This window comes from Halomonas campaniensis (genome assembly GCF_014193375.1).
GTDB lineage: Bacteria > Pseudomonadota > Gammaproteobacteria > Pseudomonadales > Halomonadaceae > Halomonas > Halomonas campaniensis.
The window spans coordinates 1-26984 of sequence record NZ_JACHZF010000024.1; the positions used below are offsets into that span (position 1 = coordinate 1).

The following is a 26984-nucleotide window of genomic DNA, read 5'->3' on the forward strand; positions in this document are numbered from 1 at the left end:
CTCAGTGAGAGGGGCAACGAAGCGCCTTGCCATGGTTCCGTCCGTGTCAGTTATCCTACGCACATTATGCACGAAAACTTTCGGTTAGGCACTTACGTGACCCTGCCCACCCACCTGTTCGGCACCCTGAAGCGTCTGCTGGCCACCCGGGCGCTGGACCGGGTACTGCTGCGCTCGACCCGCGGCGAGCGACAACCCTGAGCGCCGGCGCAAGGAATGGCCCTGCCGCACTTGCCAAGTCGAGAAAAGCCACGCAGCATGGCCGCGCGGTTTCACCATGGCTGAACAGCTGAAACGGACAACAAGAGTACAAAGGGACCGAGACCCGCCCATGGGACCCAGTCATCGCGATCTGTCGATCCAGGCCTGCCTGCTGATCCTGCTCGCCGGCAGCCTGCTGATGGGGCTTGCCGGGCTGCTCATCGAGCTTTTCCCCCGCTTCCCCCTGCCGCCCCAGTGGCGCCTGAGCTTCGACGGCTCACTCACCGTGCTGCTGATCGGCGGCGGACTCACCGCCCTGGTGCGCGACCACCGCCCGGGGCGGCTGGCGTGCGTGGCGGCGATGGTGCTGTTCGGCGGCTACAACCTGATCCACAACCTGCTGGCGGGACCGGACGACGGCGGGCTCTCCTGGCTGACCGGCCACCCTCGACTGGCCACCACGCCGGCCCTGCTGTTACTGCTGCTCGCCTTCAGCTGCCTGGCCGGCCTGCACAGCCGCACCTGCCGCCGGATGCGTCGCCTGGTCGCCCTGCTGGCCATCGGCCTTGGCCTGATCGGCGTCATCGGCCACCTCTCGCCCGAGGCCGGGGTGGTGCGGACCGCGGTCGGCGACGACTTCACCCTGCTCGGCGGGCTCTTCGCCATGGCGCTGGGCGTGGGGCTGCTGCTGATCGCCCGGCGCAGCGACGGGCCGGTGCTCGACCTGCACCGCCCCGCGGTGGCGGTCGGGGTCGTCGGCATCTCGCTGAGCATCGGCATCTGGTTCCTGGGCAGCTGGACCCAGCACCATGCCCGCGTGGCCGAGGCCGACAAGCTGGTCGGCAACCTGACCGCCAACATGGTGCAGATCGCCGACTCGCGCAGTCAGCTGATCCGGCGCATGGTCACCCGCTGGCAGGCCAGTGACGGGCTGCCCGCGCCTGCCGTGCGCCGGGAGGAGGCCCGCAGCTACTTCGCGGACGTACCGAGCCTCCAGGCCCTGGCCTTCCTGGATGGCGAAGCGCAGACCCGCTGGCGCCGGGGGCGCGACCCCGAGTCGCTGCTGTGGCTGATGGACCAGCTGGTCTCGCCGCAGACCCTCGGCTGGCTGCGGCGCACCCGGGCCCGTGCCCATGACATGGCCTGGTACTTTCCCGACCCCGACCGTCCCCAGCTGGCGCTGGTAGCCGTCGGCACCCTGGACAACCCTCGTCAGACCATGCTGGGGGTGATCGACCTGGCGGTGCTGATCCAGCGTGAATCGCGCCTGGATACCGGCAGCTTCCGGGTGGACTTTTCCCGAGACGGCCGACCGCTGGCCTCCCTGGCGGCCGACAGCGGAGAGGAGGAGGTCGCCTCGCGCCCCTTCGCCTCCGACACGGCCCGGCTGCCCAACGGACCCGGCGTGACCGTATCGGCCCTGTCGGGGCCGATCTCGCTGGCCTCCCTGCAGGGCATGCTGCCGATCGCCGTGGGTCTGCTCGGCCTGCTCTTCTCCTACCAGCTGATCATCGGCCGCTCCCTGGTGGCCTTCCGCGGCGAGCAGGCCCGGGCGTTGCGGCTCAGCGAGCAGCGCTTCCGTTCGCTGTTCACCCAGAATCCCGATGCAGTGTTCGCCCTGGACACCGAGGGCACCTACCGCAGCATCAACCCGGTCACCGAGGCGATCACCGGTGCCCGGGAAGAGGAACTGCTCGGCCGCCACTTCCACGCCGTCATCACCGAGGCGGTCTCACCGCCCGGCGACGTCCAGGAGCTCGAGGCGGCCTTCCGCAGCGCCTCGGCCGGCCGCCCCCACGCCTTCGCCATGCGCTACCGCCGCCACGACGGCCCCCAGCAGCACCTGGAGGTCTCCTTCCTGCCGATCATGGTCAACGACCGGGTCGACGGGGTGTTCGGCATCGCCAAGGACGTCAGTCGACGGGTCGAGGCCGAGGAGCGACTGCGCATCCTGGAGCGCAGCCTGGAAGCCAGCAGCAACGCCGTGGTGATCAGCGATGCCCGCCAGCCGGGGTTCCCGGCCATCTACGTCAACCCGGCCTTCTCCCGCATCACCGGCTACCTGGCCCAGGAGGTGCTGGGCAGGACCCCGAGCTTCCTGAGCGGCCCCGATACCGACCACCGGGACGTCGAGCGGATCCGCCAGGCCCTGACCCGTGGCGAGAGCCTGTCGATCACCCTGCGCTCCTATCGCCGCGACGGCACGCCCTTCTGGAACCAGCTGTTCCTCTCGCCGGTGCGCGATGCCGACCAGCATGTCACCCACTTCGTGGGCATCATGAACGACATCTCCGAGCGCAAGGAGCAGGAGAACCAGCTCGCCTACCAGGCCACCCACGACGTGCTGACCGGCCTGGCCAACCGGGCGCTGTTCGGCGACCACCTGGCCCATGACGTGGCCCTGGCACGGCGCAACGGACAGACCCTCGCCGTGCTGTTCATCGACCTGGACGAGTTCAAGCCGATCAACGACACCCTGGGCCACAAGGTCGGCGACAAACTGCTGGTCAGCGTGGCCCGGCGCCTCGCCCGGGGCCTGCGCCCCACCGATACCCTGGCGCGCTTCGGCGGCGACGAGTTCGTGCTGCTGCTGCCGGACCTCGCCCACGCCGACGACGCCCAGGAGGTCGCCGAGCGGCTGCTGCTGGAGCTGACCCGCCCCCACAAGGTGGCAGGCCATGAGCTGCATATCTCCGCCAGCATCGGCATCGCCGTGAACGACGATGACCAGGAGGACCCCGAGAAGCTGCTGCAGCATGCCGACATGGCCATGTACAAGGCCAAGCAGCAGGGCCGCAACGCCTTCCAGGTCTACACCGGCGACCTCGACAGCAAGCTCTCCCAGCGGGTGACGCTGCGCAACGAGCTCCAGGAGGCGATCGACCGCGACCAGCTGGTGCTCCACTACCAGCCGCTGCTCGATGCCCACGGCCGGGTCGACGGGCTCGAGGCCCTGGTGCGCTGGCGTCATCCCACCAAGGGGTTCATCTCTCCCGCCGAGTTCATCCCCGTCTCCGAGGAGACCGGCCAGATCATCCCCCTCAGCCGCTGGGTGATGGAGCGCGCCTGCCGCGATGCCCTGGGACTGGTGCACGACGGCCTGCTGAAGGGACGCATGGCCATCAACCTCTCCCCCATGCAATTCCACCGCCCCAGCTTCCTCGCCACCCTGCGCGGCGTGCTGGAGGAGACCCGGCTGCCGACCCGCCACCTGGAGCTGGAGCTGACCGAGGGCATCCTGATGAAGGACACCGACGGCGCCATCGACATCCTGAATGCGCTGGCCGGCATGGGCATCAGCACCGCCATCGACGACTTCGGCACCGGCTTCTCGAGCCTCGGCTACCTGCGCACCCTGCCGATCGACAAGATCAAGATCGACCGCAGCTTCGTGAAGGATGTCACCGCCAGCGACAAGGACGCCGCCATCTGCCAGGGGGTGATCACCCTGGCCCGCGAGCTCGACCTCGCGGTGGTGGCCGAGGGGATCGAGACCCGCGAGCAGTTCGAGTACCTGAGGGCGCATGGCTGCGAGGTCTTCCAGGGCTTCCTGTTCGCCCGGCCCATGCCGCTGGAAGCGCTGACCGAGTGGCTCAGGGCCCACCGCCAGGTCCAGCGACGCTCCTGACGCCGGAACAGCCGCCGGGCCGGTGCCCCGCCTGCGGCGGCCTGCCCGACACGAAGGCTCCCGGGCGCTCCTCCCGGTGGGCGCACCTGTGGTATAACCCGCCTCGCAACGGACACAAACGGCTGACCCAGGGAGGATGCCATGGGCCGTCTCTTCTCGCTGATCGTGATCACAGGCCTGCTCTACGGCGGGCTCTACTTCTACTACGGCGTTTCCGTGAAGCAGGCCATCGAGCAGCAGCTCGACGCCCGGGGGCTGACGGCGCTGGAGGTGGAGCGTGTGGACTACGGCCCGCTCGCTCCGGCCAGCACCGACACCCGGGTCTCCGCCACGGTTCTCTACCGCGGCGCCGAGGCCACCCTGGACATCCGCGTGATCGGTCACCCGATCTTCTCGGACGAGATCCGCCTGGAGCTCGACGGCCTGCAGGCCCTGCGGCTGACCATCGGCGGTGGCTGAAACCTGCCGACGTGACGTGCTAATCTCGCCGGTGCATCGCCGGCAGGCTTGCCGGCCCCATGAGCCAATCGTTCAGGAGACTCCCATGGCCAGGGCAACCGCGCGTCATATTCTGGTGGACAGCAAGGAAAAGTGTGAGGCCCTCAAGGCCGAGATCGAGGGTGGCCGCGACTTCGCCGAGGTCGCCCGGCAGAGCTCCACCTGCCCCTCCGGCCGCCAGGGCGGCGACCTGGGCAGCTTCGGCCCGGGCCAGATGGTCCGCGAGTTCGACGAGGTGGTGTTCTCCGGCGAGCTGAACAAGGTCCACGGCCCGGTGAAGACCCAGTTCGGCTACCACCTGCTGGAGATCACCAGCCGCAGCTGATCGCCCTTCGCGCCGATCCAGGCCGCGCCGGGTAACCCGGCGCGGCTTTTTTCTTGTACAACCCCTGTATCATTCGACGAGTCGCGCTAGGATGGTGGGCATCATCGATCACGCCAGGAGACGGACAGGATGAACGACGAGGCCTTTCAGAAGAGTATCCGCAAGCTGCTCAAGACCGTGGGCGTCACCACCCAGCAGGAGATCGAGAAGGCGGTGCAGCTGGCGCTGGAGGAGGGCCGCCTGAAGGGGGACGAGGCGCTGCCGGCCAGCGTCCGGGTGCAGATTACCGCCCTCGACCTCAACCTCACCTTCGAGGAGGACATCACCCTTGAGTGACGCCCCGGTCATTGCCGTCGAGCGGCTCTCGAAGGCCTATGCCGGCGGCTTCGAGGCGCTCAAGGAGGTGAGCCTGACGATCCGACGGGGCGAGATCTTCGCCCTGCTCGGCCCCAATGGGGCGGGCAAGACCACCCTGATCAGCGTGATCTGCGGCCTGGTCAACGCCACCGCCGGCCGGGTGCTGGTGGACGGCCACGACAACGTCCGCGACTTCCGCGCCGCCCGGGAACGCATCGGCCTGGTGCCCCAGGAGCTCACCAACGAGGCCTTCGTCACGGTGTGGGACACCGTGAGCTTCAGCCGCGGCCTGTTCGGCAAGGGCAAGGACCCGGCCCATATCGAGAAGGTGCTGCGCTCGCTGTCGCTGTGGGACAAGCGCGACAACCGCCTGATCACCCTCTCCGGCGGCATGAAGCGCCGGGTGCTGATCGCCAAGGCGCTGGCCCACGAGCCGGAGATCCTGTTTCTCGACGAACCCACCGCCGGGGTCGACGTGGAGCTGCGCCGCGACATGTGGGAGGTAGTGCGCCAGCTGCGCGACAGCGGCGTGACCATCATCCTCACCACCCACTACATCGAGGAGGCCGAGGAGATGGCCGACCGCATCGGGGTGATCCGTCGCGGCGAGCTGGTGCTGGTGGAGGAGAAGCACGCCCTGATGCGCAAGCTGGGCAGCAAGGAGCTGACGCTGCACCTGCGCGAGCCGCTGGAGGCGATTCCAGCTGCCCTCTCCCGCCACGCGCTGGCCCTGGCCGAGGAGGGCCATGCGCTGGTCTACACCTACGATGCCAACGAACCCGACGAGGACCAGGCCGGCATCGCCGAACTGCTCGCCGATCTGGAGGCCGCCGGCATCGGCTTCAAGGACCTGCACACCCGGCAGAGCTCCCTGGAGGAGATCTTCGTCAGCCTGGTCAGGGAGACCGCATGAACCTTCAGTCAGTGAAGACCCTCTACCTGGCCGAGATGGCCCGCAGCCTGCGCACCGTGCTGCAGAGCATCGTCTCGCCGGTGATCTCCACCTCGCTCTACTTCGTGGTGTTCGGCGCGGCCATCGGCACGCGGATCAGCGAGGTGAACGGTGTGAGCTACGGCGCCTTCATCGTGCCCGGCCTGATTATGCTGATGCTGCTGACCCAGAGCGTCTCCAACGCCTCCTTCGGGATCTTCTTCCCGCGCTTCTCGGGCTCGATCTACGAGATCCTCTCGGCGCCGATCTCCTACTGGGAGATCGTGATCGGCTACGTGGGCGCGGCGGCCACCAAGTCGGTGGTGCTGGGGCTGATCGTGCTGGCCACCGCGCGGCTGTTCGTGCCCTACTCCATCGCGCATCCGCTGATGATGGTAGTGTTCCTGCTGCTCACCGCGGTGACCTTCAGCCTGCTGGGGTTCATCATCGGCATCTGGGCCGACGGCTTCGAGAAGCTGCAGCTGGTGCCGCTGCTGGTGATCACCCCGCTCACCTTCCTGGGCGGCACCTTCTACTCCATCGACATGCTGCCGCCCTTCTGGCAGGCGGTGACCCTGGCCAACCCGGTGGTCTACCTGGTGAGCGGCTTCCGCTGGAGCTTCTACGGCATCAGCGACGTCAGCCCGGTGGTCAGCCTGGGCATGATCCTGCTGTTCCTGACCGCCGCCCTGGTGGTGGTGGAGCGGATCTTCCGCACGGGGTACCGGCTCAAGCCCTGACCGGGTATCGACGCGCGGGCCGGCCGGGTATCATCGCCGCCCTCGACCACTATCGCGGGAGGCCCCATGCCGATCCTCAACGCCATCGTTCATCGCATCGAGAAGCCCGGTGATGGCCCGGCCAGGCTGGTTGCCGCCGAGGCGACGCTCCCCCCGTCAGCCACCCTGGATGCCCTGCTCGAGGGGCTCAACAAGGCCTACCACGGCAAGACCAAGGCGTGGGGCCACTTCCCTGACGCTGAAGGGAGCACCGAGGGAGCCGCTCCGGGCAGCGAGCCGGCCTCACCGCTGGCCGGAGAGCTGGCCGACTACCTGGCCGATGGCCGCGATTTCGTGGCCCTGACCCGCGCCATCGCCGAGCGCCTGACCGCCCTGCTCGACGCCCACCTGTCGGTGTCCGGTGACCTGGTCGTGCTGGAGACCCGATTCGGTGATGGGCACTTCCTGAGCCTGGCGCTACTCCACCACCGCGAGGGCTTCGCGGTGGACCCGCAGCTGGCCCTGGTGCCGGCCCCCCAGCTCAACCTGGTCCAGATGAGCCTGGCGGCGCGCATCGACCTCGCCCAGTGGCAGGCCGGCGACTCGCGGCAGTACCTCTCCTGGACCCGGGACCGGGGCGGCAAGGCCCTGGCCGAGGGCTTCGCCGCCCTGCTCGGCGCCGTGGAGGGCGTGGATGCCTCCGGCGAGACGCGCACCCTGCTCAGGGCGTTCAGCGATTATGTCGAGAAGGAGGACCTGCCCGAAGAGGCGAGCCGCGAGAAGACCGATGCCCTGATCGGCTACGCCAGCGACCAGGCCAGCCGCGGCGAGCCGATGACGCTGGAGGAGCTCTCGGAGGTGCTCGACGAACAGCAGCCCAGGGCCTTCTATGACCATATCCGCAACGCCGACTACGGCCTCTCCCCGGAGATCCCGCCTGACCGCAGGACCCTCAACCAGTTTCGCCGCTTCACCGGCCGCGCCGGCGGGGTATCGATCAGCTTCGACTCCCACCTGCTGGGTTCCAGCGTGGAGTATGACGAAGCCTCCGACCGTCTCATCATCAAGCAGGTACCCAAGCAGCTGAAAGAACAGCTCAAAGCAAAGAACTGATCCCGCGAGGATGAGATCAATAAGACTAACAGTCTGATTATCAAGGCCAACCTGATGATGTAAGCATTGGCTTACAGGAAATGTACGCCAGGTGGGACAGTATCTTGAAGCCTCTGGCATACCACCCGATTCGGGGCCAAGCTTGCTCGGTACTTCACCATTGCCTGGCCGGTCAGGTCCGACCAGGCATCCGGGAATCTACGACTCGCAGGAGGCACCACGCTGAAACCAGCCTGGTGTCCCCCTCCAGGATGTCCGGTATGAGAGCCGAGCCACGGGATGGTCCAGAGCTGAACTGGCAGGCCGAGTTTCGCGACTCGGCGATGGAGGCCCTGTTCCAGCGCACCCTGACGAGCTACCACGCCTGCCAGCTGCGTGTGGCGCTGTTCGTGATCGCCGGGCTCTTCCTGGCCTTCGCCCTGGCAGACTACACCGTGCTCGGCGCCGGCCAGCCCTTCCTGACCCTGCTGGCCATGCGGCTCCTGGTCGTGCTCACCTGCCTGCTGCTGGGCCTGGCCATCTGGCGCCGGCCGGCGGTGGCGCACTGGCCACTGCCCATCAACCTGGCCTGCCTGCTGGGCATCTCCGGCCTGCTCATGACCATTCCCCTGCGCCCCGCCGGCGACGGCATCCATATCGCCTCGGTGGTCGCCGCCAGCATGGCGCTCTACCTGTTCATTCCCAACCGTATCCAGTGGATGCTGGCTGCCAACGCCTACCTCCTGCTGGGCTTTCTGGTCGCCGTCAGGCTCTGGGCGCCGCTGCAGCCCGGGTTGCTGTTGACCAGCCTGCTGCTGCTCGGCTTCGTCAACCTGCTGGGCTGGATGACCATCTCGCGGATCAAGCGGCTCAAGCGCGAGCAGTTTGCCCTGCTGCTGGAGGAACGCTCGGCGAATCGCCGCCTCAAGGAGGAGATCCGCGAGCGCGAGGAGCTGGAGGCACGGCTGCGTCACATGGCCTGCACCGACGGCCTGACCGGCATCGCCAACCGCCGGCATTTCTTCGAGCTGGCCGAACAGGAGCTTCGGCGCGCCCGCCGTGACGGGACGCCGCTGGCGCTGTGCATGGTCGACGTGGACCTCTTCAAGCGGCTCAATGATCGCCACGGCCATGCGGTGGGCGATCTGGTGCTGTCCACCGTGGCCGGCTGCTGCCAGGCGGTGCTGCGGGATTCCGACGTGCTGGGGCGCTATGGCGGGGAGGAGTTCGTGATCGCCCTGCCGCTGGCCGACCTCGGCACGGCCGCCGCCATCGCCGAGCGGCTCCGCGAGAAGGTCAGCGCCCTGAGGCTACCAATGCTCGGCGACACGACGCCATTGACCGTCACCGTGGGCATCAGCCGGCTCGAGGAGGGCGAATCGCGACTGGACCCGACCCTGCTGCGCGCCGACCGGGCCCTCTACGAGGGCAAGGCACGCGGCCGCAACTGCGTGGTGGTGGCCAGCCGGCCGGCGCCGGAGATCGGTGACTCGGAGGAACGGCCACGCTGGGCCTACGGCAAGTTGACTAGAGCAGATACGAACGCAACCACGCCCGCAGCTGCGGCCCTTGCAGCACTCCCGGCTGACGAGCCAGCTCCTGGCCATTCCTGAACACGATCAGGGTGGGAATGCTGCGGATGCCGTACCGCCCCGCCAGCGCCGATTCCGCCTCGGTATCGAGCTTGGCGAAGCGCAGCCGTGGTTCGAGCTCGCGAGCCGCCTCGGCGAAGATCGGCGCCATCATCTTGCAGGGGCCGCACCAGCCAGCCCAGAAGTCCACCACCACCGGCAACTCGCTGCGCTCCACCAGGGGGCGGAAGTTGGCCGAGGTCAGCGCCACCGGCTCACCGGTGAACAGCGCCTGCTTGCACTTGCCGCACTTCGGCCCGTCGTTCAGGCGCGCCTGACTGACGCGGTTGAGGGCGCCGCAATGCGGGCAGCCGAGGGTCAGGGAGTCGGACATGGGGGTCTCCGGATCGAGGTTGTTGGAACTCGAATATGGCGCCCGCCCACGCTCCCTTCAAGCGGCATCGCGTCGCGCCCCCGCCGCCCTTCATGCAGCCGGGCCACGGGCCTGCTATGGTCGCCACACTCCCTTCCGCTCTCGATGAGGCTCGTGATGCCGTCACGCCCCGACCCCAGGGTGCTGCTGCGCCTGCTGGGCCTGCTGGCTCCCTATCGCTACCGCCTGGCCCTGGCGGCCCTGGCCCTGCTGGTCGCCTCGGGCAGCGTGCTGCTGCTCGGCCAGGGGCTGCGCCTGGTGATCGACCGCGGGTTCATGGCCGCGGACAGCGCCGCCCTCGGTCGAACCCTCGGCCTGATGCTGTCGGTGGTGGCGGTGCTGGCCATGGCCTCGGCGCTGCGCTACTACCTGGTGACCTGGATCGGAGAGCGGCTGGCCGCCGACCTGCGCCGCCGGGTCTTCGACCACCTGCTGACCCTGGAGCCGGGCTTCTTCGAGAGCGCCCAGGCGCCCGGCCAGGCCGCCGGCGAGATCACCTCGAGGCTCACCGCCGACACCAGCGTGCTGCAGAGCCTGTTCGGCTCCTCGGTCTCCCTGGCCCTGCGCAACCTGCTGATGCTGGTCGGCGCCGTGGCCCTGATGCTGGTGACCCAGCCCTGGCTATCGGCCATCGTCCTGCTCGGCATTCCTGCCACGGTGCTGCCGATCCTCTGGTTCGGGCGGCGGGTGCGGCGGCTCTCCCGCGCCAGCCAGGACCGGGTGGCGGAACTCGGGCGCTATGCCGACGAGGCGCTCACGGGCATCCGCACCGTCCAGGCCTTCACCCACGAGGGGCTCGACAGGCGCGACTACGCGGACCGTGTCGAGGAGGCCTTTGCGAGCGCCGTGACACGCACCCGCCAGCGGGCCTGGCTGACGGGCATCGCCATGCTGGCGGTCTTCACGGCGGTGGGCATCATGCTGTGGCAGGGCGGTCAGGCGGTACTGGCCGGCACCATGACCGCCGGCGAGCTCTCGGCCTTCGTCTTCTATGCGGTGCTGGCGGCGGGGGCCGTGGCGACCCTGGCCGAGGTGGCCGGCGACGTGCAGCGCGCCGCGGGCGCCGCGGAACGCCTGCTGGAGCTGCTGGACACCCGGCCGGCCATCGCGCCCCCGGCGCATCCGGTGCCGCTGCCCGAGCCGCTCTCCGGCGAGTTGCGCTTCGAGGCGGTGAGCTTCACCTACCCGGGGCGGGAGACCCCGGCGCTGGCGGGATTCGACCTGACCATCCAGCCGGGTGAGCGGGTGGCACTGGTGGGACCCTCCGGGGCCGGCAAGAGTACCCTGCTCGCCCTGCTGCTGCGCTTTCACGACCCCGACGCCGGCACCCTGCGCCTGGACGGGATCGACCTGCGCGAGCTCGACCCCGGCGAGCTGCGCTCGGCCCTGGGGCTGGTGGCCCAGGAGCCGGTGCTGTTCACCGGCAGCGTGGCCGACAACCTGCGCTACGGCGACCCCGAGGCGGATCTGGAGACCCTGCGCCGGGTGGCCCGGGACGCCAACGCCCTGGCCTTCATCGAGGCGCTGCCCGACGGCTTCGACACCCCGCTGGGTCCCGGCGGCGTGCAGCTCTCCGGCGGCCAGCGCCAGCGCCTGGCGATTGCCCGGGCACTGCTCAAGAATCCTCGGGTGCTGCTGCTGGACGAGGCCACCAGCGCCCTGGACGCCGAGAGCGAGCGGCTGGTGCAGCAGGCCCTGGACCGGCTGATGGTGGGTCGCACGAGCCTGGTGATCGCCCACCGCCTGGCCACGGTGGTGGCCGCCGACCGCCTGCTGGTGCTGGACGAGGGCCGGCTGGTGGCCGCCGGTCGCCACGCCGAACTGATGGCGTCCAACGCGCTCTACCGCCACCTGGCCGAACTGCAGTTCGGGCGGCATGCAACGGACTCGGTAACCGACGCGACCTCCCAGGCCCACACCTGAACGCTCCGGCGCTCAGAACAGTCCCAGCTGGCGGTCGATCAGGGTGGCGAAGTCGTCGCCCACGAAGGGCAGGATGGCGTCGGCCACCGGCTGGAGCTGGCGGGTCAGGTAGTGGTCGGTGTCGATGGGCGAGTGGTGCGCCTCCAGGGGCTCGGGGCCGGCCAGGGTCATCACGTAGCGGATCCAGCCGCCGTGCTGGTACTGGCGCGGCCGGCCCAGGCGGTCATTCTCCGCATCGGCCAGCCTGGCCGCGCGCACGTGGGGCGGCACGTTGCGGCGATAGTCGTCGAGGCGCCGGCGCAGCCGCTTGCGATAGACCAGCCGCTCGTCGAACTCCCCCGACCGGGCGCGCGCCAGGAAGGCCTGCACGTAGCCGCGCACGTACTCCCGCCAGGGCTCGCCGGTGAAGACCCGCCGGTAGAGCTCCTGCTGGAACGCCTTGGCGAGCTCCGTCCAGTCGGTACGCACCGTCTCGAGCCCCTTGAACACCAGCCGCTCGCCGCCATCCGCGTCCCGCACCAGCCCCGCGTAGCGCTTCTTGCTACCCGCCTCGGCGCCGCGGATGGTGGGCATCAGGAAGCGCCGATAGTGGGTCTCGAACTGCAGCTCCAGGGCGCTCGCGAGGCCATACGCCTCGGCCAGGTGTTCGCGCCACCAGGCGTTGACCCGGCCCACCAGCCGATGGCCGATCACCGCGGCCTCCTCTTCCTCGCAGGGGCGGCCCAGCCAGACGAAGGTGGAGTCGGTGTCACCGTAGATAACGGTATATCTTTCCATCTCGATCAGCTCGCGGGTGCGGTGCATGATGGCGTGGCCGCGCATGGTGATCGAGGAGGCGAGGCGCGCATCGAAGAAGCGGCAGCCCTTGGAGCCCAGCACGCCGTAGAAGCTGTTCATGATGATCTTCAGCGCCTGGGAGAGCGGCGCGTTGCCGGCACGCTTGGCGGCCTCGCGCCCGGCCCACACTCCCTCGACGATGGCCGGCAGGGCGTGGCGGGTGCGCGAGAAGCGCGCGCCGCGAAAGCCCGGTACCGAGGCGGCATCCGAAGGGTCGGCGAGCCCCTCCACCAGCCCCGCCGGGTCGATCAGGAAGCTGCGGATGATCGAGGGGTAGAGGCTCTTGAAGTCGAGCACCAGCACCGAGTCGTAGAGGCCTGGGCGGGAGTCCATGACGAAGCCGCCCGGGCTCTCGGCGTCCTCTCCCTCGCCGAGGCTCGGCGCCACCAGGCCCAGGCGATGCAGCCGCGGCAGGTAGAGGTGGGTGAAGGCCGCCACCGAGCCGCCGCTGCGGTCGGCGGGCAGGCCGGTCACCGCGGCCCGCTCGAGCAGGAAGTCCAGCAGCTCGGCCTTGGCGAAGATCCGCGTGACCAGCTCGCAGTCCTTGAGGTTGTAGCGGGCCAGCGCCGGCTTGTCCTCGGCGAACATGCGCAGGATCTCGTCCAGGCGCTGGTAGGGGTTGTCGATCGCCTTGCCCTCGCCGAGAAGCCGGCGGGCCACGTTCTCCAGGCTGAAGGAGGGGAAGTGCCAGGTGGCCGAGCGCAGCGCCTCGATGCCGTCGATGATCAGCCGCCCGGCGGCGGCGGCGAAGAAGTGGTTGGGCTGGTGACCGTGGGCGCGCCACTCGAGCTCGCTGCCACCGCGCCCGAGCCTTAGCGGCACGCCCAGCCGCTCGGCGTGATCGCGCAGCACCCGCAGGTCGAACTGCACCAGGTTCCAGCCAATGATGGCGTCGGGATCATGCTCGGCGAACCAGGCGTTGAGGCGCCGGAGCAGCTCGGCGCGGCTGGCGCAGTACTCGAGGGCGAAGTCGTGCTCGCCTTCCCCGCCGTTGGCCGGCCCCAGCATGAAGACGCTGCGCTGGCCGCAGCCCTCCAGGGCGATGGAGTAGAGCTCGCCCCGGCCGCTGGTCTCGATATCCAGCGACACGGTGCGCAGCCGGGGGCGGTAGTCCGGGGCCGGGCGCAGGCGCGCCTCCACCAGCCCGCCCTCGCCGTCCGGCGTTCCGGTCACGGCCACCGGCGCGGTGATAAAGCGCTCCATCAGGTAGCGCTCCGGCGGGCGGATATCGGCCTCGTGGAGCGTGATCCCGGCCTCACCCAGGCGCCGCTCGAGCCGGAGCAGCTGCCGGTACTGTTCGCAGTAGAGCCCGAGCACCGGGCGGCGATGGAAGTCACGGAGCTCAAGCGCGCGCAGGGTCACCCCCGGCTCACCGGCCAGCAGCGCCTCGGCCGCCGCTCGCTGTTCGGCGGGCAGGAAGGCCACCGCGGGCTGCACCGGCAGGCGCACCCGCAGCGGCCCCTCGTCGGTGGCCAACCACAGGGTGACCTCGGTGCCCCGGGGCGTATCTTCCCAGTGGCGGGTCAGGATAAAGCCGTGGCGAGTCGACAAGCCGTCTACCCGAGGCCCGCCAGCCGACGCAGGCCCGCGGCGGCCTCTGCCGTGGCCAGCCACGCCACCAGGGTGACATTGAGCGCCACGCAGCCCCAGAGGATGGCGCCGAAGGGCTGCTTGCGGGTCTTGTGGCGAAAGGCGCGCCGCGCCAGCAGCGCCCCCGGCCAGCCCCCCGCCAGGGCCACCAGGTGCAGGGTCGATTCGCGGATGCGGCGGCGATCGCGCCGCGCCGCCGCCTTGTCGATGCCATACAGGAGCAGGGCCGCCAGGCTCGCCGGCAAGTAGAGGCCGATCAGCCAGGTCATATGGCCGGCACCTCGATGATCAGATCCGATTTGAACAGCGGCGGGTCGAACTCGTCGGGATACCCGCCAGGGTTGGCGACAATACGCGTTCCCGACACTTCCAGGTCTACCGGCTCATGCACATGGCCATGGATCCACAGGTCCATGCGGCCCATCAGCCGTGGCAAGTGGGAAGCGAAGGCCGGCGACAGCGCATCACCGCGGTAGCGCGGCGGAATACCCTCGGCCAGGGGGGCATGGTGGCTGATCACCACCCGGGGACCGCTGAACGGCTCCGCAAGCTCCGCCGCAAGCCACCCCAGCGCCTCTGCATGCAGGCGGCGGCTCTCGGCCGGGGTGAAGACCTCCCCTTCCGGCTGCTCGATGATGCGGAAGTCCGGCATCAGGGCCAGCGCCCTGGCCTCGGTCAGCGCCGGGTCATGATCGGGCTGGTCGGCATGGAGGGCGAAATCGGTCCATAGGGTCGTGCCGTGGAAACGTACACCGCCGAGGGTCAGGGTGTGATTGTCCAGCAGATGGATGCCCAGCCGGGCGGCCTCGCCGGCCAGTTCCCGGCGCAGGGCGGGCATGCAGGTGCCGTAGAATTCGTGGTTGCCGGGCACATAGAGGATAGGCGTACCGGCGAAGTACTCTGCTGCCCAGGCGAGCCCACGGGTGCCCGAGTGAATGTCACCGGCCAGGATCACCGCATCGGCGTTGACCTCCGGCAGCTCCCTCGCAGTGTCGAAGTGTTCCAGATGAAGATCCGAAAGTACCCTCAGGCGCATCGTCGGTCCCTTGCAGCGAGCCATTTCGGCCAGTGTGATACACCCGCCGGAGGAACTCTACTGCCCGGTCAGCACCTCGAGCACGCGCCGTGTTCCCTCCCGGTTGCGCCGCTGCTGGTCGCGATACTCGTCGGTGTCGATCTCGGGCCAGCGCTCGCCGCGACGCTTTACCACCGGCAGGCCCGGCTCTCCGTGGTGCCAGAGCCGGTGGGGCACCCTCACCTCGCGGACCCCGCCGCCGTCAAGTTCGACATGCCACTCATGGTGGTAGTCGTTGGGCCGGCGGTGCGTGCCCGGCTCGCCGAGGCGCAGCAGCCTGGGGCTGCGCGTCGTCTCGATCAGGGTGCCGCTCCAGGCCTGGCGAGTCTCCCGGGCCGGCGCCAGCCACAGCTGCCAGGCGACCACCGGCAGGGCCAGGGCGACCAGCAGCAGGATGCGACGAAGCGTGCGTGGGACCTTCTCCATGTGTGCCTCCCTGACAGCGGATCACGCGTAGTGCACCGCCAGCCAGACGGTATCCTGGTTAGGGTCGGTCCAGGCGACCCGGTGACGGCGATGGGCCGGGATCAGCAGGTGGTCCCCCGGGCCCAGGGTGACCGTCTCGCCCTCCTCGAAGGCGACCACGCCGCGGCCCCTGAGCACCAGCACCCACTCGTGGCGGGGCTGGTCATACCAGCCGGTCTCGGGCGAGGTGTGGCCCCGGGAGACGATACGCTCCACCGTCACCGACTCGGCGCGGAAGAGTTCCTCGAAAAGTTCCTCGGGCAGGCGCTCGGGAATTCCCTCGAACAGGTTGCCCATCACGACAGCCCCCCATGGTCGACGATCACCGGCTCTCGCCCTTGCGGCTCATCCTTCGGCTCCATGCCCTGACCATAGCAGCCCTGTCGGCCAGGCAAAAAAAAGGCCCCCCGAAGGGGACCAGGTGGAGCACGCCAGCTCACTCGGTGAATCGCCACTCTGCCTCGGCGATCATGTCTTACATATTGCGAAGATCAGGCCAGAAATATGACAAAACATTTGAATACATAAGGTTATGAAATTAACACGATGCGCGACCTCTCCTGCATCGGGCGACAGCCATGCGGCACTGCACCATAGGTGCGCTCTTCGGGCGCTGAATGCGCCATGGCGAAGCGAGCATCCGGGTCAGAAGCGCCAGGTGGCCCCCAGCAGGGGGCCGCTCATCGAGACGTCCAGGCGGGTTCCTGACGTGTCACGCTCCACCGCCAGGTGGCGATAGCCCGCGGAGAGCGTCAGGGTCTCGTTCACCGCCAGGTTGGCGGTGGCCACCAGCTGCCAGGTGCTGTCGGCGCCGACTCCGAAGCCGCCGACATCGCCGTGCAGCAATGTCGACCAGGCCGGGCTCCAGGTCGAACGCAGCCGCGCGGCGAGGATCGGGTCGACCCAGCGCTCGGTGTCGCGGGCCGCGAGCCCCAGGGCCGGCACGCCCACCTCCGCCTCGATGCGCCAGGCCCGCGCCCCCGCCAGCAGGTCCAGGCGATGCTCGGGCTCGCTGACCACCTGGTAGCCCGCCAGCGCCGTCACCGAGCGCTGGCGCAGCCTGCCCTCGGCGACGATGCCGGGGGCCAGCGCGCTCTCCTGGCTCAGCGAGGCCCAGGTGAGGTCCCCCAGCAGCACCCAGCGATCACGCCGCGCACTGCCGGTCAGGAAGAAGGCCCCCTCCAGGTCATCCAGCACCTCGCCAAAGGAGCGCGAGGTGCTGACCGTGGGGGCTCCCGCCAGGGGCCGGACATCGCCCGACAGGCCTGCCATCCAGGCGTAGGGGGTCAGCTGGAAGCGCCAGCCGTCCGCCTCGGCATGGGCCTGGGACGCCAGGCCGGGGGTTGCGAGCCCCAGCGCGGCAAGCCCCAGGGCCAGAGCAAGCCGCCGGGCCTTCATGAACCTTCTCCCAGGCGTTCCTTGTGGATGCGACCGCCCTTCATGATCAGGCGCAGGTTGCGCTCCGGGTCGTGCAGGAAATCGAGGTCGCGGCTCGGGTCGCCGTCCACCACCAGCAGGTCCGCCAGGGCGCCGGGCTCGATGCGCCCGAGGGTGCCGGGATAGGGGTTGCGCGGACCCGAGAGGGCGAGCAGCTCGCCGTTGCGGCCGGTGGCCATGGCCAGCACCGTCAGGGGGTCGTAGAAGCGGGTGAGCTTGGCCAGGTGGCGCAGCTGGTTCGGGGTGTTCTGGGGGCTGAAGAGGATATCGGTGCCCCAGGCCGTGTTGACGTCGAAGCGCTGGGCCATCTCGTAGGCGCGCACCGTGCCCTCGGTCACCTGGCGCTGGGACTCTCGACGCGCGGCGTCGGGATAGACGTTGGCATCCTCGTCCTGCAGGAAGGGCTGCAGGCTCCACCAGGCGCCCTCCCCGGCCATCATGCGCACGCTCTCCTCATCGGCCAGCTGGCCATGCTCGATGCAGCGCACCCCGGCCCGCAGGGCGCGCTGGATCCCCCGCGGCGTGTAGACGTGCACCGTCACGTAGGTGCCCCAGTCGTCCGCGGCCTCCACCGCCGCACGCAGCTCGCGCTCGGTAAACTGGGTGCTGTCCAGGGGATCGTAGATCGAGGCGACCCCGCCGCCGGCCATCAGCTTGATCTGGGAGGCGCCAAGCATCAGCTGCTCCCGGGTACGGCGCAGCACCTCGGCCTCGCCGTCGGCGATCGCCGCCACGCCCTGGCGCTCCTGCTCGCTGAGCGGCGTGGCGGTGCCGCGGGGCACCTCGTGGCGCATGCGAAAATCGCCATGGCCCGACGTCTGGGAGATCATGGCGCCGGCGGGAAATATCCGGGGGCCGGCCACGACGCCCTCGTCGATGGCGCGCTTGAGCGCGAAGGAGGGCCCGCCCACGTCGCGCACGCTGGTCACCCCGCGCATCAGGGTGCGCTCCGCCTCCCGGGCCGCCACCAGGTGCACATAGCCCACGTCGGCGGTCATCGCCGCCACCTGGGTGATGGCGGCCAGGGTGGTGTGCCAGTGGGCATCGATCAGCCCCGGCATCAGCACCCGCCCGCCGCAGTCGATCACCTCGGCCCCCTCGGGGTCGGCGTCACCGGGCAGGATGGCCTGGATGCGCCCCGCCTCCACCCGCACCGCCACGTTGTCGCGCAGCGGCGAGCCGCTGCCGTCGAACAGCCGCAGGTGGGTCAGCAACAGCGGTCCCTTGCGCTCCCGGGGCTTCTCCCCCACCGCGGAGGGGGCGTGAAGGCCGGCGAACAGCGCCATGACGGCGGCCGCTCCGCCCAGGAAGTGGCGTCGCGAGATTTCCGCCATCATGCGCTCGTGGAAACGCTGCAGCAGCGGCGAGCCGCAACTGCAGGCGCCGTGGCCATGGCGGAGTGAGTGCGCCATCAGGGGCGAAGGGGGGGTGGCAGGCGGCATGAGGAACTCCTTGTCTTGTTCCGGTCGATGCCGCCTCGACCGGCAGGCAGGGCGACTCGGCGGGATGTGGGCTCGTCAGGGAGTTGGCGGCAGGCCTTGAGCGGCATCAAGCCGAGCCACGCACCTCCCGAGATGTCATGAAATTAGCCCGAAACCCCGACCGGCGCCATGGGCGATCCCGGCCTCGCACCTTCACACCCGTGGAGCGCCCCGCCCACGCCGCCTGAACAGGGCCTTTTCCAGCTCCACCAGGGCGAAGAGGATGACGCCGAAGGCCAGGATGCTGGCCCACTCCTTCACGCCGAGGGGGGCGGTGCCGAACAGGAGCTGCAGCGGCGCCGAGTAGGTGAAGAGCGCCTGCAGGACCACCAGCCCGCCCACGGCGAACAGCACCGCCCGGCTGCCCAGCAGGCCGGCGCGGTTCCAGGCGGGCTCGAGGATGTAGCGGCTGTTGAAGAGGTAGGCGATCTCGCCCATCACCAAAGCATTGATCGCCACGGTTCGGGCGAGCTCGATCTCCACGCCCTGCCGCTCCATCCACAGGAAGTGGCCGAAGGTCCCCGCCAGCAGCAGCAGCGAGACGAAGCCCGCGCGCCAGACCAGGAAGCCCGACAGGATCGGCGCACCAGGGTCGCGCGGGCGTCGGCGCATGACCCCGGGCTCGGCGGGTTCGAAGGCCAGGGCCAGGCTCAGGGTCACGGCGGTGACCATGTTCACCCACAGCACCTGGGCCGGCAGCAGCGGCAGGGTCATGCCCAGGAGCACGGCGGCCATGATGGTCAGCGCCTCGCCGCCGCTGGTGGGCAGGATGTAGAGGATCGCCTTGCGCAGGTTGTCGTAGACGGTGCGGCCCTCCTCCACCGCATGGGCGATGGAGGCGAAGTTATCGTCGGCCAGCACCATGGCGGCCGCCTCACGGGCCGCCTCCGAGCCCTTGATCCCCATGGCGACGCCGACGTCGGCCCGCTTGAGGGCCGGGGCGTCGTTGACGCCGTCGCCGGTCATGGCCACCACCTGGCCGCCCGCCTGCAGGGCGCGCACCAGGCGCAGCTTGTGTTCCGGCGTGGCGCGGGCGAAGACGTCCACCTCACGCACCAGGGCCTCCAGTTCCCCGTCGGAGAGCGGTTCCAGGACATGCCCCGGCACGACCCCGCCCGCGGTGCGAATGCCGAGTTCGTCGGCAATGGCCCGGGCGGTCACCGCATGGTCGCCGGTGATCATCTTGACCACGATGCCGGCCTGCTGGCACTGCCTCACCGCGGCGATCGCCTCCTCCCGGGGCGGGTCGATGATCCCGCATACCGCCACCAGGGTCAGGCCACCCGCCTCGACGTCGGGGAAGGCCAGGGTGCGGCGCTCCTCGTCCATGGGCTTGAGGGCCACCGCCAGCAGCCGCTGGCCCCGGGCGGCGATGGCGTCCATGCGCTGCTCCCAGCGCGGACGGTCGAGGGGGCGGTCGCCATCGCGGGTGCGCTCGCGATCGCAGACGGCCAGCACCCGCTCGGGGGCACCCTTGAGGAAGAGCAGGCGCTGGCCTCCCTCGTGATGGTGGTGAAGGGTGACCATGAACTTGTAGAGGGATTCGAAGGGGATCACGTCATCACGGGGATAGTGTCGGGCGACCTCCCGGGCATCCAGGCCCGCCTTGAGCCCGGCGACCACCAGCGCGCCCTCGGTGGGGTCGCCCTCGAGGTGCCAGCCACCGTCACGCCGCTGGAGCTCGGCATCGTTGCACAGCAGGATGGCGCGCAGCGCCTCGGCCAGCACCGGGTGCTGCTCGAGCGCCACCTCCTCGCCGGCATGGTGGATGCCGCCATGGGGCGCGTAGCCCACGCCGCTGACCTCGTAGCTCTCCTCGGCGGTGAGCAGGGTCTTCACGGTCATCTCGTTGCGGGTCAGGGTGCCGGTCTTATCGGTGCAGATGGTGGTAACCGAGCCCAGGGTCTCCACCGCCGGCAGGCGGCGGATGATGGCGTTGCGCACCGCCATGCGCTGCACGCCGATGGCCAGGGTGATGGTCATGATCGCCGGCAGGCCCTCGGGAATGGCCGCCACCGCCAGGCTCACGGCCGCCAGGAAGGTCTCCAGCAGGTCGTAGTGGCGCCCCCAGTAGCCGAAGGCGAAGGTCATTCCCGCCAGCACCACGATGGCCCCCGACAGCCAGCGCCCGAAGGTGGCGATTTCGCGCAGCAGCGGCGTCGTCAGGGTCTCCACCTCGCCGAGCAGCGTGGAGATGCGCCCGATCTCGGTAGCCGCGCCGGTGCCCACCACCACGCCGCGCCCCTGTCCGAAGGCGACCAGGGTGCCGGAGAAGGCCATGCCGCGGCGGTCGCCCAGGTCGGCATCGGCGTCCACGGCGTCGATCTGCTTGTCCACGGCCACCGATTCGCCGGTGAGCATCGCCTCGTCGAGTCGCAGGTTGTGACAGCGCAGCAGCCGCAGGTCGGCGGGCACCCGGTCCCCGGCCTGCAGGAATACCAGGTCGCCCGGCACCAGCTGCTCGGCGGGCACGGTGCGCCGCTGGCCGTCGCGCAGCACCAGCGCCTTGGGGGAGAGCATGCCGCGGATCGCCTCCAGGGCCTGCTCTGCCTTGCCCTCCTGGAGGAAGCCGACGATGGCATTGATCACCACCACGCCGAGGATCACCCCGGTGTCGACCCAGTGCTGCAGCAGGGCCGTGCCCAGCGCGGCGGCCAGCAGCACATAGATGAGCACGTTGTGGAACTGGCGCAGGAAACGCCGCAGCGGACCGCTGCGCGGCGGTGCCGGCAGGCGATTCTCGCCATGGCGCGCCAGCCGCTCGGCCACCTGCTCACCGCTCAGGCCCTGTTCCGAGGCCGCCAGTTCGGCGAGCACCTCGTCGGGCTCCCGGCTATGCCAGGGAGTGGCGCTGGACGATGCACCTCTCATGCCGAGGCCCCCCGCGGCGCCTCGTGGCGCGCATCCGGCTTCGTCCCGCAACGCGGCTGCTTCATGGTGTCTGTCGCCTCCTGCCAGCCTCTTCCGGGCCTGCCCTCGCCCTCGGCTCCCTTCGCTTTTCGCACACTCCCGTCCGGCCAGACAAGCCGGCTTGCCGAAAAACCCCGCCTTCGCGCATGCTGCATCCTGCCAGCCACTCGCCAGGAGAGATCCCATGCCCCACCCCCGCCTCGGCTTCATCGGCATCGGCCTGATGGGCGCCCCCATGACCCGCCGCCTGCTGGAGGCCGGCTTCCACGTGACCGTCTGGAACCGCAGCCAGGACAAGGCCGAGGCACTGGGCCGGGCCGGCGCCCGGGTGGCCGCCACCCTCGGCGACCTGGTGGCGAGCGTGGACCTGGTGATGCTCTGCCTGGCCAATACCGAGGTGGTGGAGAGCGTGGTGTTCGGCGAAGGCGGCGTGGCAGAGCACGGCCGCCGCGGCCAGACGCTGATCGATTTCTCCAGCAGCGACCCGGCGGCCACCCGCGACTTCGCCCGTCGACTCGAGGAGCGCTGCGGCATGGGCTGGATCGACTGTCCGGTCTCCGGCGGGGTGGCCGGCGCCGAGGCCGGCAGCCTGGTGATGATGGCCGGCGGCAAGGCGGCCGATATCGACGCCATCCGCCCACTGCTGGCACCGCTCGCCGCCCGGGTCACCCACCTGGGCCCGGTGGGCGCGGGTCAGGTCACCAAGGTGTGCAACCAGATGGTGGTGGGCTGTCAGGCCGCGGTGCTCGCCGAGATGGTGGCGCTGGCCGAGGCCAGCGGCGTGGAGGCCACCCGGCTCGTCGAGGCGCTCTCCGGCGGCTTCGCGGACTCGAAGCCCTTCCAGATCCTCACCCCGCGCATGGCGGCGAGCGACTTCGCCGACCCGCCCTGGCACCTGCGCACCCTGCTCAAGGACCTGGACATGGCGGTGGCCCAGAGCCGGCGCAGCGGCAGCGCCACACCCATGAGCTCCCTGGCCGCCCAGCTGATGCGCGCCCATGCCACCCGCGGCCACGCCGAGCACGACCCGGCGATCCTGGTGGAGGCGTATCGCCCCCGAATCTGAAACACACAATACTTCAGACTGAATGACGGCTTCCCGGAAGAGTAAAAAAGGTATATTTTCCACTCATGACCAACTTCGAGTTCGACCCTCGAAAAAGCGAGGCGAATCGGGATAAGCACGGCATAGACTTTGTCGAGGCGCAGCGGCTCTGGCAGGACCCCGACCTGCTCGAGATTCCGGCAAAGTCGACTGATGAGCCTCGCTTCGTGGTCATCGGAAGGATTGGTGTGAAACACTGGTCCGGCATCATCACCTACCGCGGTGCGCGAATACGCCTTATCTCTGTCAGGCGGGCCCGCAGCAGAGAGATTGAACTCTATGAAAGCGACTGAACTCGACAAGCGCTTCGATGAAGGTGACGACATCACTGAAGAGCTGGACCTGGACAACGCCAGGCGCCCCCTCAGGAAACAAAAGCGTGTCAACGTCGACTTCCCCACCTGGATGATCGACTCCCTTGACCGAGAGGCAGCTCGGCTGGGAGTGACGCGACAGTCGATCATCAAGATCTGGCTAGCCGAGAGGCTCGAACAGCATCACCCGCATTGACCCACCGCCATAGCGGCCTTTCTGCTCTCCGAGAAGGCGGGCTTCATCACCGGCCAGAACCTGGTGGTGGACGGCGGCATGACCCGCAGGATGATCTACGCGCAGTGAGGCGGCGGGATTTGTCGCCATCGCCGCCCTTCCGTACACTTGTTCGGATATCTCCTTTCCTGACGATCTGTCGAGGCACACACTCCATGGCGTTTGATTCCACCTCCACCTACGTGGCCACCGAGGCCCTGAAGCAGGCGGTCAACGCCGCCGTCACCCTGGAGCGCCCGCTGCTGATCAAGGGCGAGCCGGGCACCGGCAAGACCCTGCTGGCCGAGGAGCTGGCGGCCTCCCTGGGCACGCGGCTGATCACCTGGCACATCAAGTCCTCCACCAAGGCCGCCCAGGGGCTCTACGAGTACGACGCGGTGAGCCGCCTGCGCGACTCCCAGCTGGGCGTGGAGGGGGTGGAGAACGTCGCCAACTACATCAGGCCCGGCAAGCTGTGGGAGGCCTTCAGCGCCAGCGAGCGGGTGGTGCTGCTCATCGACGAGATCGACAAGGCGGACATCGAGTTCCCCAACGACCTGCTCCAGGAGCTGGATCGCATGGAGTTCCATGTCTACGAGACCGGCGAGACCATTCGCGCCCGGCACCGCCCGATCATCGTGATCACCTCCAACAACGAGAAGGAGCTGCCCGACGCCTTCCTGCGCCGCTGCTTCTTCCACTACATCGAGTTCCCCGACCGCGAGACCATGCAGGCCATCGTCGACGTACACTTCCCCGAGATCGCCCCGAAGCTGGTGGGCGAGGCCCTGGAGGTGTTCTTCGAGCTGCGCCAGGCGCCGGGGCTCAGGAAGAAGCCCTCCACCTCGGAGCTGGTGGACTGGCTGAAGCTGCTGATGAGCGACGAGCTCGCCCGGGAGGCGCTCTACCAGCGCGACCCGGTGAAGGCGATCCCGCCGCTTGCCGGGGCGCTGGTGAAGAACGAGCAGGATACGCAGCTGCTGGAGCGACTCGCCTTCATGCTCCGCCGCCAAGGTAACCAGAGGCGCTGATCGATGTTCATCGGCCTGTTCGAGACCCTGAAGCGTGCCGGGGTGCCGGTATCGCTGCGCGAGCTGCTCGACCTGCACGCGGTGGTGGAGCGTGGCGTGGTGTTCGCCGACATGGAGGCCTTCTACCGGCTGGCGCGCACCGTGATGGTCAAGGATGAGCGCCACTTCGACCGCTTCGATCGCGCCTTCGCCGCCTGGTTCGAGGGGCTCGAGAACCTGGATGCCGCCATCGAGGCGCTGATTCCCGACGACTGGCTGCGCCGGGAGTTCGAGAAGCAGCTCTCCGAGGAGGAGAAGGCGCAGATCGAATCCCTGGGCGGGCTGGAGAAACTGATCGAGACCTTCAAGCAGCGCCTCGAGGAGCAGAAGGAGCGCCACGCCGGCGGCAACAAGTGGATCGGCACCGGCGGCACCAGTCCCTTCGGCGCCTACGGCTACAACCCCGAGGGCATCCGCATCGGCCAGGAGGGCTCCCGCCATCGCCGGGCGGTGAAGGTGTGGGACGAGCGGCGCTTCCGCGACTATGACGACTCCCTGGAACTGGGCACCCGCAACATCAAGATGGCGCTGCGCCGGCTGAGGAAGTTTGCCCGCCAGGGGGCGGCGGAGGAGTTCGACGTCGACGCCACCATCCGCGAGACCGCTCGCGATGCCGGCCTGCTCAACGTGCAGATGCGCCCGGAGCGCCACAACGCGGTGAAGGTGCTGCTGCTGCTCGACGTGGGAGGCTCCATGGACGACCACATCCGCACCTGCGAGGAGCTCTTCTCGGCGGCGCGCTCGGAGTTCAAGCACCTGGAGGCCTACTACTTCCATAACTGCCTCTATGAGGGGCTGTGGCGCAGCAATTCCCAAGACCAGGCAAGGCGCCTCAATGAGCGCATCCCGACCCTGGACGTACTGCATACCTATGGCGATGACTACCAGGTGGTGATCGTCGGCGACGCCGCCATGTCGCCGTACGAGATCACCCACCCCGGCGGCAGCGTCGAGCACTTCAACGACGAGGCCGGCGCGGTGTGGCTCAGTCGCCTTGCGGACAAGTTCCCGCGCCTGGCCTGGCTCAACCCCATGCCGCGCCGCGCCTGGGACACCACCCACTCCACCCGGCTGATCCGCCAGTTGATCGACGACCGGATGTACCCCATGACCCTGGAGGGGCTGGAGAGCGCCATGCGCGAGCTGGCGAGGTAGCCCCGGGCACCGGAGGCCGGCAGACCACAATAACCTTTCATGGTTATTTAATGGCAAAATAACCCTAAAGGGCTATCATTAAGGAAGCGCTGAACAAATCGACGAGCGAGATGAAGCGCAAGGCGCCCGGAGCACAGGAACCGGAGCATATGGGGTATATGTGAGGATTCCACGCACCGCGCAACGCAGCGATTCGCTCGCGCAGGCATTTGTGCAGTGTTTCCTTGACGCATCCTCCCGGCCTGCGAGACCAACATGCCCCGTACCCTGGCGGTCATCACCGGCGATATCATCGACTCACGCCGCATCCAGCCGGCCGAGGCGCTCTCTCGTGCGCTGGACGCCGCCCTCGAGGGACTCACCGAGCGCTTCGGGGCCTGCACGTCCCGCTATCGCGGCGACGGCTTCCAGCTGGCCCTGGCCCCGCAGCATGCCATGGAGGCGGCCGTGCTGCTGCGGGCCTCGCTGATTCGCCACTCGAGCCGCGAGCAGCGGTGGGACGCCCGGCTGGCCGTGGCGGTCGGCCCGGCCGATGGCTGGACTCCCCGCCAGGGCATCGCCGAGGCCAACGCGCCTCCCTTCGTCGCCTCGGGACTGGCCCTGGATGCCCTGCCGGAAGACCAGCACCTGGTGCTGAACCCGGGAGCCCCCCCGTCAGGCTGCCTGGCCCTGCTGGTCCGCTACCTGGACGAGATGGTCGAGGGGTGGACGCCGGCGGCGGCAGAGGTGGTGGCCCAGATGCTGTGCCATGCTGATTCGCAGCAGGCGCTGGCGACTCGCCTGGGTATCAGCCAGCCCGCCGTCCACAAGCGCCTGCGCACTGCTCGCTGGCCCCTCCTGCAGGAGACCCTGGCCTACCTGCGCCACCGCCTCACGGACGAGGAGCCCGCCCCATGATCCAGCCCGAATCCCTGCTGCTCGGCCTGTGGCTGGCCCACCTGGCGGCAGACTTCCTGCTGCAGCCGGGGGCCTGGGTCGAGGAGCGCTATCGCCTGCGGCAGCGTTCACCCCGGCTGGCACTGCATGCGCTGCTCCACGGCCTGCTGGCCGGCGGGGTGCTGGCGATCGCCGCGACCCGGGAGACCGGCCACGGGCCCGGGACGGTGCTGCTCGCGGCACTGGCGGTGGCAATGAGCCACTGGCTGATCGACCTGGCCAAGGCCGCCCTCCCGGCCCGGCAGCTGCGCTGGTTTATGATCGACCAGGCCCTGCACCTGCTGGTGCTGGCCCTGATCTGGCTGGCCTGGATCGGCAGCACCCGGCCGGTGGCCGCCCTGATGCACTGGCTGGCGACACCGGAGGTGCTGGGGGTGGCTACCGCCTACCTGCTGGTGTCACGGCCGCTGGCCATCGCGATCGCCCTGGTGATGCAGCGCTGGAGCCAGCAGCTCGAGAACACCGGCACCCTGGCCCAGGCCGGGGCGCGCATCGGGATGCTCGAACGCTTCCTGGTGCTGACGCTGGTGCTGCTCGACCAGCTGACCGCCGTGGGTTTCCTGCTGGCGGCCAAGTCGGTGCTGCGCTTCGGCGACCTGCGCGAGGCCCAGGACCGCAAGCTGACCGAATACGTGCTGCTGGGCACCCTGCTCAGCGTCTCGACGACCCTGGCGCTGGGCCTGCTGCTGCGCCTGGTGCTGTTCGGCCAGCCGTGAC

General features: G+C 69.2%; 26 protein-coding genes. 17 read left to right on the forward strand and 9 right to left on the reverse strand.

The genetic code is table 11. The features are described from left to right. Positions 1-331 precede the first annotated feature (331 nt). From BDK63_RS14850 to BDK63_RS14885, 8 genes are all read left to right on the forward strand, one after another. Positions 332-3829 (forward strand): putative bifunctional diguanylate cyclase/phosphodiesterase, encoded by a 3498-nt coding sequence (locus BDK63_RS14850; protein WP_183333336.1) that lies wholly within the window; start codon positions 332-334, stop codon positions 3827-3829. Positions 3830-3970: 141 nt separating this feature from the next. Continuing rightward, complete coding sequence (locus BDK63_RS14855) at positions 3971-4288, forward strand: hypothetical protein (protein ID WP_183333338.1); 318 nt, start codon at positions 3971-3973, stop codon at positions 4286-4288. A gap of 85 nt (positions 4289-4373) precedes the next feature. Continuing rightward, entirely contained in the window at positions 4374-4652 is a 279-nt protein-coding gene (locus BDK63_RS14860) for a peptidylprolyl isomerase (RefSeq protein ID WP_183333354.1), read from the forward strand. 129 nt (positions 4653-4781) lie between these two features. After that, complete coding sequence (locus BDK63_RS14865) at positions 4782-4988, forward strand: DUF6494 family protein (RefSeq protein ID WP_183333356.1); 207 nt, start codon at positions 4782-4784, stop codon at positions 4986-4988. Next, a complete protein-coding gene (locus BDK63_RS14870) occupies positions 4981-5922 on the forward strand; it encodes an ABC transporter ATP-binding protein (RefSeq protein ID WP_183333358.1) in 942 nt (313 codons plus the stop codon). Before BDK63_RS14865 ends, BDK63_RS14870 begins: the two co-directional genes overlap by 8 nt. Further along, positions 5919-6680, forward strand: a complete 762-nt coding sequence (locus tag BDK63_RS14875) for an ABC transporter permease (RefSeq protein ID WP_183333360.1) — start codon at positions 5919-5921, stop codon at positions 6678-6680. The genes BDK63_RS14870 and BDK63_RS14875 overlap by 4 nt, the downstream gene beginning before the upstream one ends. Positions 6681-6746: 66 nt before the next feature. After that, the gene (locus BDK63_RS14880; RefSeq protein WP_183333362.1) at positions 6747-7772 is read left to right on the forward strand and encodes a nucleoid-associated protein; all 1026 of its coding nucleotides are present in this window, start codon (positions 6747-6749) and stop codon (positions 7770-7772) included. Positions 7773-8032: 260 nt separating this feature from the next. Next, entirely contained in the window at positions 8033-9364 is a 1332-nt protein-coding gene (locus BDK63_RS14885) for a GGDEF domain-containing protein (RefSeq protein ID WP_183333364.1), read from the forward strand. Here the strand turns inward: BDK63_RS14885 and trxC are convergent. Then, entirely contained in the window at positions 9279-9716 is a 438-nt protein-coding gene (gene trxC, locus BDK63_RS14890) for a thioredoxin TrxC (RefSeq protein ID WP_183333366.1), read from the reverse strand. The genes BDK63_RS14885 and trxC overlap by 86 nt on opposite strands. A gap of 156 nt (positions 9717-9872) precedes the next feature. Here trxC and BDK63_RS14895 point away from each other — a divergent pair, with 156 nt between their 5' ends. Beyond that, the gene (locus BDK63_RS14895) at positions 9873-11678 is read left to right on the forward strand and encodes an ABC transporter transmembrane domain-containing protein (RefSeq protein ID WP_183333370.1); all 1806 of its coding nucleotides are present in this window, start codon (positions 9873-9875) and stop codon (positions 11676-11678) included. 12 nt (positions 11679-11690) lie between these two features. Here BDK63_RS14895 and BDK63_RS14900 read toward each other — a convergent pair whose 3' ends face one another. From BDK63_RS14900 to BDK63_RS14935, 8 genes are all read right to left on the reverse strand, one after another. Next, entirely contained in the window at positions 11691-14066 is a 2376-nt protein-coding gene (locus BDK63_RS14900; protein ID WP_183333371.1) for a DNA polymerase II, read from the reverse strand. Positions 14067-14071: 5 nt separating this feature from the next. Next, the gene (locus BDK63_RS14905; protein WP_183333372.1) at positions 14072-14374 is read right to left on the reverse strand and encodes a DUF1294 domain-containing protein; all 303 of its coding nucleotides are present in this window, start codon (positions 14372-14374) and stop codon (positions 14072-14074) included. Further along, positions 14371-15141 (reverse strand): metallophosphoesterase, encoded by a 771-nt coding sequence (locus tag BDK63_RS14910; RefSeq protein ID WP_183333373.1) that lies wholly within the window; start codon positions 15139-15141, stop codon positions 14371-14373. Before BDK63_RS14910 ends, BDK63_RS14905 begins: the two co-directional genes overlap by 4 nt. A 57-nt stretch (positions 15142-15198) precedes the next feature. Continuing rightward, the gene (locus tag BDK63_RS14915) at positions 15199-15606 is read right to left on the reverse strand and encodes a DUF7489 domain-containing protein (RefSeq protein ID WP_183333374.1); all 408 of its coding nucleotides are present in this window, start codon (positions 15604-15606) and stop codon (positions 15199-15201) included. Positions 15607-15627: 21 nt separating this feature from the next. Next, on the reverse strand, positions 15628-15942 hold the full coding sequence (locus BDK63_RS14920) for a cupin domain-containing protein (protein WP_183333375.1): 315 nt from the start codon (positions 15940-15942) through the stop codon (positions 15628-15630). A gap of 348 nt (positions 15943-16290) precedes the next feature. Next, positions 16291-17043: a hypothetical protein gene (locus BDK63_RS14925; RefSeq protein ID WP_183333376.1), complete on the reverse strand. Its 753-nt coding sequence runs from the start codon at positions 17041-17043 to the stop codon at positions 16291-16293. Next, a complete protein-coding gene (locus BDK63_RS14930; RefSeq protein ID WP_183333377.1) occupies positions 17040-18524 on the reverse strand; it encodes a metal-dependent hydrolase family protein in 1485 nt (494 codons plus the stop codon). The genes BDK63_RS14925 and BDK63_RS14930 overlap by 4 nt, the downstream gene beginning before the upstream one ends. Before the next feature lie 192 nt (positions 18525-18716). Then, a complete protein-coding gene (locus tag BDK63_RS14935) occupies positions 18717-21434 on the reverse strand; it encodes a cation-transporting P-type ATPase (protein WP_183333378.1) in 2718 nt (905 codons plus the stop codon). 223 nt (positions 21435-21657) lie between these two features. Here BDK63_RS14935 and BDK63_RS14940 point away from each other — a divergent pair, with 223 nt between their 5' ends. The 8 genes from BDK63_RS14940 to BDK63_RS14975 all read left to right on the forward strand — a co-directional run bounded on the left by BDK63_RS14940 (position 21658) and on the right by BDK63_RS14975 (position 26983). Beyond that, a complete protein-coding gene (locus BDK63_RS14940) occupies positions 21658-22539 on the forward strand; it encodes an NAD(P)-dependent oxidoreductase (RefSeq protein ID WP_183333379.1) in 882 nt (293 codons plus the stop codon). 65 nt (positions 22540-22604) lie between these two features. Then, positions 22605-22871 carry a BrnT family toxin gene (locus BDK63_RS14945; protein WP_183333380.1) on the forward strand — a complete coding sequence of 89 codons (267 nt, stop codon included), beginning with the start codon at positions 22605-22607 and terminating at the stop codon, positions 22869-22871. After that, on the forward strand, positions 22858-23088 hold the full coding sequence (brnA, locus tag BDK63_RS14950; RefSeq protein WP_183333381.1) for a type II toxin-antitoxin system BrnA family antitoxin: 231 nt from the start codon (positions 22858-22860) through the stop codon (positions 23086-23088). Before BDK63_RS14945 ends, brnA begins: the two co-directional genes overlap by 14 nt. A 9-nt stretch (positions 23089-23097) precedes the next feature. Further along, complete coding sequence (locus BDK63_RS14955) at positions 23098-23196, forward strand: SDR family oxidoreductase (protein WP_343065330.1); 99 nt, start codon at positions 23098-23100, stop codon at positions 23194-23196. A gap of 86 nt (positions 23197-23282) precedes the next feature. Continuing rightward, positions 23283-24137: an AAA family ATPase gene (locus tag BDK63_RS14960; RefSeq protein WP_183333382.1), complete on the forward strand. Its 855-nt coding sequence runs from the start codon at positions 23283-23285 to the stop codon at positions 24135-24137. Between the two features lie 3 nt (positions 24138-24140). After that, positions 24141-25331 carry a vWA domain-containing protein gene (locus BDK63_RS14965; RefSeq protein ID WP_183333383.1) on the forward strand — a complete coding sequence of 397 codons (1191 nt, stop codon included), beginning with the start codon at positions 24141-24143 and terminating at the stop codon, positions 25329-25331. 255 nt (positions 25332-25586) lie between these two features. After that, a complete protein-coding gene (locus tag BDK63_RS14970) occupies positions 25587-26228 on the forward strand; it encodes a hypothetical protein (RefSeq protein WP_183333384.1) in 642 nt (213 codons plus the stop codon). Next, a complete protein-coding gene (locus BDK63_RS14975; RefSeq protein WP_183333385.1) occupies positions 26225-26983 on the forward strand; it encodes a DUF3307 domain-containing protein in 759 nt (252 codons plus the stop codon). The genes BDK63_RS14970 and BDK63_RS14975 overlap by 4 nt, the downstream gene beginning before the upstream one ends. Position 26984: the final 1 nt, after the last annotated feature.